7 protein-coding genes are annotated in these 8,835 nt (G+C 41.9%); 3 read left to right on the plus strand and 4 right to left on the minus strand.

Features of this window, described 5'->3' with window-relative positions:
* Positions 1–704: 704 nt before the first annotated feature.
* Entirely contained in the window at positions 705–3,230 is a 2,526-nt protein-coding gene (locus QZU58_RS04470) for a hypothetical protein (protein ID WP_294495347.1), read from the plus strand.
* A gap of 551 nt (positions 3,231–3,781) precedes the next feature.
* Here QZU58_RS04470 and QZU58_RS04475 read toward each other — a convergent pair.
* Together QZU58_RS04475 and QZU58_RS04480 are read right to left on the minus strand one after the other, a co-directional pair.
* Positions 3,782–5,458 carry a DUF4105 domain-containing protein gene (locus QZU58_RS04475; RefSeq protein ID WP_294495350.1) on the minus strand — a complete coding sequence of 559 codons (1,677 nt, stop codon included), beginning with the start codon at positions 5,456–5,458 and terminating at the stop codon, positions 3,782–3,784.
* Positions 5,459–5,636: 178 nt separating this feature from the next.
* Positions 5,637–6,203: a hypothetical protein gene (locus QZU58_RS04480; RefSeq protein ID WP_294495353.1), complete on the minus strand. Its 567-nt coding sequence runs from the start codon at positions 6,201–6,203 to the stop codon at positions 5,637–5,639.
* Positions 6,204–6,742: 539 nt separating this feature from the next.
* Here QZU58_RS04480 and QZU58_RS04485 point away from each other — a divergent pair.
* On the plus strand, positions 6,743–6,934 hold the full coding sequence (locus QZU58_RS04485) for a hypothetical protein (protein WP_294495356.1): 192 nt from the start codon (positions 6,743–6,745) through the stop codon (positions 6,932–6,934).
* Between the two features lie 33 nt (positions 6,935–6,967).
* On the opposite strand, the gene QZU58_RS04490 is transcribed toward QZU58_RS04485, so the two are convergent.
* Together QZU58_RS04490 and QZU58_RS04495 are read right to left on the minus strand one after the other, a co-directional pair.
* Positions 6,968–7,219 carry a hypothetical protein gene (locus QZU58_RS04490; protein ID WP_294495359.1) on the minus strand — a complete coding sequence of 84 codons (252 nt, stop codon included), beginning with the start codon at positions 7,217–7,219 and terminating at the stop codon, positions 6,968–6,970.
* Between the two features lie 240 nt (positions 7,220–7,459).
* A complete protein-coding gene (locus QZU58_RS04495; protein WP_294462522.1) occupies positions 7,460–8,002 on the minus strand; it encodes a hypothetical protein in 543 nt (180 codons plus the stop codon).
* 557 nt (positions 8,003–8,559) lie between these two features.
* On the opposite strand from QZU58_RS04495, the gene QZU58_RS04500 reads away from it, so the two are divergent.
* Positions 8,560–8,835: hypothetical protein (locus QZU58_RS04500; protein WP_294495362.1), on the plus strand; the 276-nt coding region annotated here is incomplete at its 3' end.

An 8,835-nucleotide genomic window follows, 5' to 3' on the forward strand; every position in this document is an offset into this window, starting at 1 on the left:
ATCCAAAAATCAATACATGTTTTTAAAAAACACCCAAACCGCCTAGGATATGGGTTATGTTGTTATTTTCACTTTAAAACAAGTGGGAATCTCGAGTTTAATATTAAGTGGTTAAAAATTATCCAAATAGTGTTAAAATAATCAAGTATATAAAACAGCTGTTATGGATATAATCGATATATTGATTAATAAATCTTCAGATGAATATGAAAAATATTACCGTGAAATAAGTATCCGCCACGTCTTAAAGGGATATTTATTCGAAAATTATCAGAAATGGCACTAATATTTTTGAAAATTATCGATATTACTATGAAAAACATCTAACCACATTAAAAATCATGAATAAAAACGACTTGAAAGAGTTGTTACCTTTTTGTAAATTTATGTGCGGTAAGTCACATTGTTTACCGGAAAGCATCGGTGAAGCATGATGCCGGCAAACGGTGCGGAACGACATTTTTCCCGGGAAAATCGGTGTTGGAGCCACATTCACGGGAATCGCAGACATTACTTCGGACGCATGAACCGGTCACAAATAATAATTAATAACGGTGACCGCATCATTGCACGGCGGTTTAAAGGCAGACCGGGGGAACCCCGGGCCTGCAGACCTGAAAGCAATGACCAAAACATATCAATTACGGAAATTTTGAAAAATAAACTTTTACTGTTTTACTTTGCCATTTCAGGATTAAGACGGAATGAAAGAATCAGGTTACTGCAGGAGTTTATGCATTCATGAAATCAGGGATGAAATAGTATACGGGGCTGAAGGATTCGGCGGTAATGAGGATATTCGTGTTTACGGAATACATGAGGATGTCATCAGAAGGGTTATTCCGGAGGAATTTTCACGGGATACTCTCGATGTCAACTACGGAGAGGTATCTGATCTCTCAGTGAGACTTATTGATGAACCGGGATTCATGTTCCTGGCCGCCAAGGAAAGTCTCCTGACGGAGATGGATAACCTTATAAGGGGAAAACGCAGGTTCAGTGAAGGAAATGCCTTTAACGGAACGGACGGGATTACATCGGACACCGATGAGGAGTTTAAGGGTACTGATGTAACGGAAGAAAAAGAATCTGACGCTGTTTATGCAAAGGGGACCGTCAGTAAATGTGAAGCTTTTAATTACAGGACAACCGAAATGAAAGACTACATGTTAAATCCGTACGGTCTTGGTACGGAACCATCCGGAAACGGAACCTTTGCAGAACCGGGTACGGTGCTCACCGATGACGGATACACTGAGCTCAATCCGCTAAGGGAATTTTCGGGATACGGTGCATCCCGAACCGATTCCCTTGGGGGATTGGCTGATGCCGGTATGTTTTCAACGGACGGTAATACTGATGTATCGAGCTTAAAAAGCCGGGAGGTTTTTGAGCTGTTTGACGTTGCCGAAAGAGCTGATACTCTTGCATCAGTATTCGGGGCTAAGGGCAGGTACGGCCCATCAGGTGAAAACCTGTGGAGCGGAGGAAAATCGCACCGCCATCTTATCCGCGGAGTGAGTGACGAATCCCAGGATGCCGGATGCACGGCCCTCAGGGAGGCACTGAGCTCCGTTATCGGCAGATCTTCATGTACGGAAAGAAGGAGATTTCCCAATCTCATACGGTGGCTCGGAAAAGAGGTGCCCGATATCATCAGGGACTGTCTTGAAGCTGACGGCCTTACCGATGCCGTGTACGGAGGTTTGAGATTCATGACCTCCGGTGGCTCCGGGCGGAACGGAGGAGCCGATTGTTTCATAGCTGACAGCGCAGATCCGTATTTCCCGATAAAGCTGGATGAATTCATTACTGCTGGGCTGGAGAAAGAATCTAATCCCTCTGCAGAAGCATCATCTGAGACTGACAGAGAGCCGTCTGCCGACGGCTCCCTGCCGTCAGGTTATGCCTCATACAGAATGCTTCTCGACAGACTGTACCGCAATGTGTTCATGGCTGAGGCCATGCCTCCAAAACATCTTGCTCAGAATGATGAGGCTGAATTCATCAACGGTTACATCACGGATATTGTTCTTGCAAGAATAATGTTTGCGGTAATGAATGTCGCAGCAGACAGAGGCTGCAGTCTTGAGGAATACATTACGGGAGTTGATGCGGAGGTTAAGCGTTACGGGGAGCAGGGAATCGGGGCCGGTGCCAGGATCAAAAACAAAAGGGAAACCGTATCCCGCAGGACGGAATGCAGTAAGGGAACAGAGAGCTGGGCTTTCATGGGACTTCTGGAAAGTGACATCACTGCGGAAACGGGATTCATGAAGCTCGGGGCGGTCTGTCCGGAGAATCTTAAGCGGTTAAGGCTGTTTGATGAGCTTGTTAATGCGGAAATCAGCGGGCGTAAGTATGACGGGGCCGCCTATGAAATGGCCGGTAACATATCCGCTAAGGGATTTCCGATTCTCTGCTGCATATACATGCTCATTAATTCCCTGGGAGGGGATCTCAGAAACAAGGCCAGATGTTTGAGAACCAATCTCGGGCTTTTACTTGACGAAAGCAAATTCAATGCCTTCATGCGTATTCCCGGGAGCCGGGATGTTTTTGCCGAAGACGGAAAAAAGAAAATTACCAACCTGAAAAAACTTACTCAGAGACAGGAACACAGATTCAGACACCTGTGCGATCTATCCCTGTACGTGGCAGCCATGGTCCTCTGCGTATTCTCGGAAACGGAGCTCCTTTTTAACGGCAGAACCACTCTGACTCATCTCTTAAGAGCCGCCGATAACCTGGAGGTGGTGAAGAGAAAGGTGAAAAAGCATGAGCTCATGCGGGATGAAGAGGATGGTGTGGTTGATACGGCCTCTAATACACCTGTTCCGGCTGCGATTCCGGTGTCGAAACGGAACGATAATACGGATAGCGAAAATGACCGGAACCCGGATAAGCGTAATACTCTGTACTGTCCGGGAGGCAGCTTGGATCCTGTTAGGGAGATTAAAAACAAATCATATGCAGTAAAGTTCAGGGTACTTGACGTCAGTGAGCTTAATAACGGTATTGAAGGAATTGTCCTCAGAATCAGATCAAAGCCGAGAATTGAGCTGATGTACCTTGCCATCATGACAATTCTGACTCTGGCAGAGCCTGAAAGGGAGTATATGGACATTCTTGCCAGAAAGCTTGACAGGTGGTTGCCTGAAATAGCATCAGGGAAGAAGGTTCTGCTTCTGCAGTGGCGCTACAGGGAGAAGAAAAAGAAGACCGGCTAAACCGGACTGCACAACTGAAAATCATTGTCCGGAACTTTTGGCTGACGGCAGAAAAAAATGACTTCGTCAGTCGAAAGGATCTTTTGGAATATAATCACGTTAGTTTTTAGTGGTAAAGTTCCTATATAGGATTTATTTCTGTCAGTTGAAATATATGATTTGATACGATGATGAGTAACAGATCTGTATTGCCTATGAGCTCGTTTTGAATTTTGAATCTAAAGGAACTAGATACGGAGGTCGCACAGAACAAATTGAAATGATTAAACTCGGGGATGAAGTGCGTATTATGCGTGACAAGTCCAATCAATTTAATAGTAATAATTTTATTATATTGACCTGCAAGGATAGAGATTTAGGGGGCCGAAGAGTTATGTAACGCAATGGCACCGCTATACGATGAAGGAAGACTAGTTTTTGAAAGTGCGAAAGTTTGTTTGGTTGAGCCTATTTCAAAGAGAAGTAGACATGCAAAGAAAGCTGTATTGTTTATAGAATTACGAGCGAGATTGTCAGACGAGTTTGTTCCTGATTAGATTTAAGATTAGGTATTAAAACCTATACCCAAGATTTACCAAAAATCTCTGACTTTCTTTATCTCTTCTGTTAAAAAAATCTTCATATTCTGCGGATATCCAGATATTTTCAAAGATTGATTTGGAGTAGCTCGCTTTAACTTTTGAGTTATAGCCACGATAATCATCTTTTTGGCTTAATACCGCATCGAATGATACGGCTAGCCTGCCTAAGTTCTGATTTTTAATGAAGAATCCGGTTCTGAAAAGCCAATAGGTGTTAAGTCCCTCATGGGGAATATGTACGCCTATATTGGATTCAGCAAATGGAACCAAAAGACCGGAACCAAGTGAGATACCGCTACCAACATACAGATCTGGATACAGAGCAGTATGAGTGGTTTGGACGTCGTCATGAAACGCCATCCCGAAATTAACCTTGTATTCTTCAATCATAATGTTCGGAAGAGATCTGATATCAACAGCCTGCAGTTCTCTGATAGCCACATAATCATTTCCCAGTACACCGGTGATTTTAAAAAACTGGGTATGATTTAGCTTAGATGTATAGAAGGTGTCTTCATAAATGTCACTGTAGAGAGGCAGAAATTCAATTTCAATTTCATTTCTTTCGTAATGTTTATCGTGTCGGTCGGCAGTATTACCGTTTGTTCCGTTACGATCATTGTTATGTTCATTGACTGTAACTCGTTTGTTAAAAGAGCCTGAGTTATAAGCGTACCCAAGTGAAATTCGTGAAGTTTTAGGCGAATCAAGTGGGTTTAATGGCAGGGAATTCTGAATGAAATATTTATCAGTTGGGGATGGCCTGATTGTAACGCCATTCACCAGATCAAGGGTATTAATGTCCTTTACGTACTGTACCGGAGTTGTTACTGTTTCTTTTCCATGAGACATGTCCAGATTTTTATTTGCAACGGAAAGAACTCTTTCCAGACCCACAGCACAGTTATGGGTGAAGAAAGAGTATTTCATTGAATGAGATTTGAGTTCAAAAAGGTGAAGATAAAGCAGAAATTTTTCGTCATCAGTGAGATCAAGGTAATACTCCCACAGAGTTCTGTGCTCCTCCGATACATATTGATGAATTGTATTGTGGTATGGGCTTAGCATGTGTATGCCATCAATGGAATCTGTAAGAAAGCTCCAGAGCAGAGAAGTGGAATTACCAGCATCAGCCACAAATCCGAAGCTGTGCTTCTTATAAAGTCCAAGCTGATTGGTTCCTCCTACCATTAAAAATAAGTGTCCCATCGAAGAAACTGGAGAGGTTTCATCCTCTGATGCAAAGACAACTGAGACTTCCTGTACGGACACGTATTTTCTGTAATCGGAGAAATCAGGGCATCCTGTTTCATCTGGGATTTGGCCGTATATAAGGTAATATCTGGCAGGATAGCGGCATCTGCCGTCAGAATTATTTTCAAAAAAATTAATGGTTTCAAAAAGCTCTGCAGCAGGGGATTCGGAACCGATGTTGCTCAAAAAAAAGAGGCTGTCTGCAGAAATGGAACTTCTTTCATTTCCATAATGGAGCAGTGCTTCCCATTTCTGTCTGAATTCCGGTGACAGTTCGTCATAGGATTTTGCATTTGCAGTCGGAGACGACAGTACAAGGACGATTGCCAATACGAGCGTAGTTAGTAGCCTAGGATTTAAAATATTTATAAAGCTTGTTCCGTTCTCGTTCATCAAGTATTTTCTATGAGCTGATTATAGGTTTTAATCTATCATTCATTTTCCATAAAAGGCAGGGCCAATATTCTTAAAATGAAAAAAGGGCACTGTTCTGTTTTTAGTGTTTAGCGTGCGCATAACTGTTCTTCAGCCATTAGATAAAACAGTATATGCGCACGGGAAATACAGCGAATTACTGCTGTTTGGTTACGGATTGTTGGTCGTTATTGCTAATTTCTTTGTCGTTTGCGAACTGTTTTTCGTAACCAGGTTTGTGCTTAACTGCATTCGGATCTACCGGAATAGCATTGAGAGTGTCGTATTTGATGTTGGTACCGAAGGATCCTGATACGTTTGCATTCATCTTGCTTACTTCATTCTCAAGCCATTCATGACACTCAGGAGTGTCTTTAATCTTCGGAGTTACGTGCAGGGTATCGTCATAACTCCAGGCTGCACCGGTGGAAGAGTCAATTGAGGTACTTAGAGGTGAAGTCGCAAGGAGGTCGAGGAATACTGCTCCGTGAACACCTGAGTCAAACTTTTCTTCAGTTGGAAGGATACATTCACTTTCAATAATCTGTACTGTTACAGGTGTGCCGGTACGTCTAATGTTTACCTTTGTGCCTGGCTTAACGTCACGGAAGATGACTCTGTTCTTGTCTGTGACAAGATTGAACTGAGCTACGTTATCGAGTTTTGTTCCTACAGTGTCGTTGTGGGTTCTGACATCAACATCCTGTCTGTTACCAGTAAACATGGTAGCACAACCAGTTATTATCAGAGGGAAAACGATTAGATAAATATTTTTAAGATTCATGAATAATATACCAAAAATAAAGATTAAACACGATGTGCATAGTAAATATACACTTCATAAGAACTACGAATTATACAGGTTAAAATTTATTTTTGCAATGTAATATTTTTATTATATAGTGCATATTTTTTATTTTTACAATTGTGTTTAATTAAAAAACGATTTCTGAACCTATTAATATTGAGACGGTAAAACTACCTCATAATGCCTGAGCGCGGTATTCCACTTAGATGGAGTGTTCAGGACTGTGTCGGATATTTAAGTTTATATTTATGGATTCATGATAATGGAGCTCCTTGTAGAACGATCGGAAAAGGTGATTTATAGTGTCTTTACAGATATTTCGGTGATGCCAGTAACCTTATTTTTGTGATCAGATTTCATGGACTCATAGTTTGTTTATGAGAACAATTGCAATAGAGAAAAGGTGCTGTATCAGTAATAATTTGAATTAATGAGATATGTTAGAGGATGCATGTATGGGGGTTAATTTTTTTGCTGTTATTATATGGACTTATTTTATTGGAGCGGGTCTGATAGGAGGTGGCCTTCAGAAACTTATGCCAGATCATAAAGTATTGGCAGTGATTCTTGGGGCTCTGATTGGTTTTATTACGGGAGTCATCATCAGTATGATCATTCATCCGATTCTTATGGCTGCCCCAAAATAATTTAAAAAATTTCTGTAAATAACCTTATTTATGTTACCTGAACAGCAGAACATAACCTACTGTTATGAAAATGGTAAACCATACTGTAAAGAACACGCTGAGAAACATCATGAGTGCGCGTTTCTGAGCACGGGTGACAATCTGCTTTCCGCACTTTCTGCAGGCAATGTTCTGATGCTGACCGTAACGTTTCCAGGCATGACTTCCGCATACAGGGCATGAAATGTCATCAGCAGTTCCTGCAAGGCAGTTGTATGCCGGATCCTTTTCTCTGTTAAAGCTCATAAATACCACCCATATACATAATCAATAATCGGTCTGCACGAAATTTAGGAAGTCTCCGGAGCAGGTTCCGTTCCGTATGACGGTTCCGGAAAATCCAAGTCCCCAAAAATCAGCGTATCATCAGATCGGATGCGTTTAATATATGACCGATGGCAGGATGGGGACCTTTCCGGAAGACGGCATTTGGCTGCATCCGAATCATCCCGCCACGGTATTCTCTCCCTACTGACTGTTGTTTTTTTACAGAACGTCAGATTCAGCCTGTCTCTTCTGGTCTTCTTCTGCCTTTACGCCGGTTTTGAAGGATTTCTTGAAATCTTCCTGCATGTAGATCAGCGTCATTGCAAAGCTCATGTGCGGAGCGTCAAGTTCAATTAAGGTTTTGCCATCCTTAAAATGTACATATGAATCACCGACAAACGGCTTAACCTTTTTGGTAACCTTATACTTCTTCTGGAGGCTTGAGCTCAGTTCATCGAATCTGTGCTTCTGAATGGTCAGGAGCACGCAGTCAAGCTTGCCGTCGGTGTTGAAGATTGCCAGTGCATTCTTTATGCCGTCAATGGGTATGCCTGCGGTATCGATTGAATACATTTCTCCGCGGCTCCACTGGTTGATGCCCTGACTTTCAACCTCAAATTTGTTCTTTAATTCGCTGACGGTTGATTTTCCCATTTCAAGCCCGAGTACGGAGGCATCCGCATGGGCACTGCCTGCAGGAAGGAAGGTGCCGAGCATAACGGCTGATGCAATGGCTGCACATGTGTTTCTTAAAATCTTCATTGTTTTACCTGTTTATTCTAATGATCAAGACATCTTTGCTGTTCGGTAATTACGGAGGATTCGGTATAAATAATTAGTCGCATTTCCGTAATGATTAGCTGTATAGCATACATATAGTTTACATATATTGCTTTTTATTTACAGTTAAAAAACATTTATGTGTTTTGTGTTGTGATTTATATCAATAAAACCAACTTATGCGCACAAAAATTGACTAAATGTTGAATACCGATCTGATATGCAAACAGTAATTAATCCGATTTGTATAAAGTCTGACTTCTGAAGGAGTAATGTCCGGTCGGATGGTTTACATGACCTTATGACTGAATCCGGCAGACGGAAGATGGTAAATTACTCCGCTGCTGCAGGTATCGGAGCGGATTTATATCCGTTAATCAGAACAACGGTTTTTTGGCATTCTGAAAAACCGGCAATTGTAAATCCGTGTAATTGCGTTTAACATGACCGTATACCGAAAGGATGCGCTCAGGACACTACTTTGTCAGACATTGCCGGCGCCGTTTCATTAAAGCGGAATATCAAAAAAAAGAGGTAACATGACTCGGAAAAAAACAGGAAGAAAAACCGGTTCCGATTTAACGGATAACCTTAAGACCGTGCGTAAAAGAGCTCCTGAATTTACGATTTACGCCCACGATAAACGTGGCTGTAAGGCTTTTGAGAAACTGAGCTTTCGGAATATGTTCGACTATCTGGAAGATCAGGCTATATTGGTAATTCTTTCTTTGACATGTATCGTGGCATGTGTGTGTTTATGCACATTCTATGACGTTCCGCCATATTTAATTTATTTTTTGGGGGCTGCTTTTTTT

Source organism: uncultured Ruminobacter sp. (assembly GCA_902764345.1).
Lineage (GTDB): Bacteria > Pseudomonadota > Gammaproteobacteria > Enterobacterales > Succinivibrionaceae > Ruminobacter.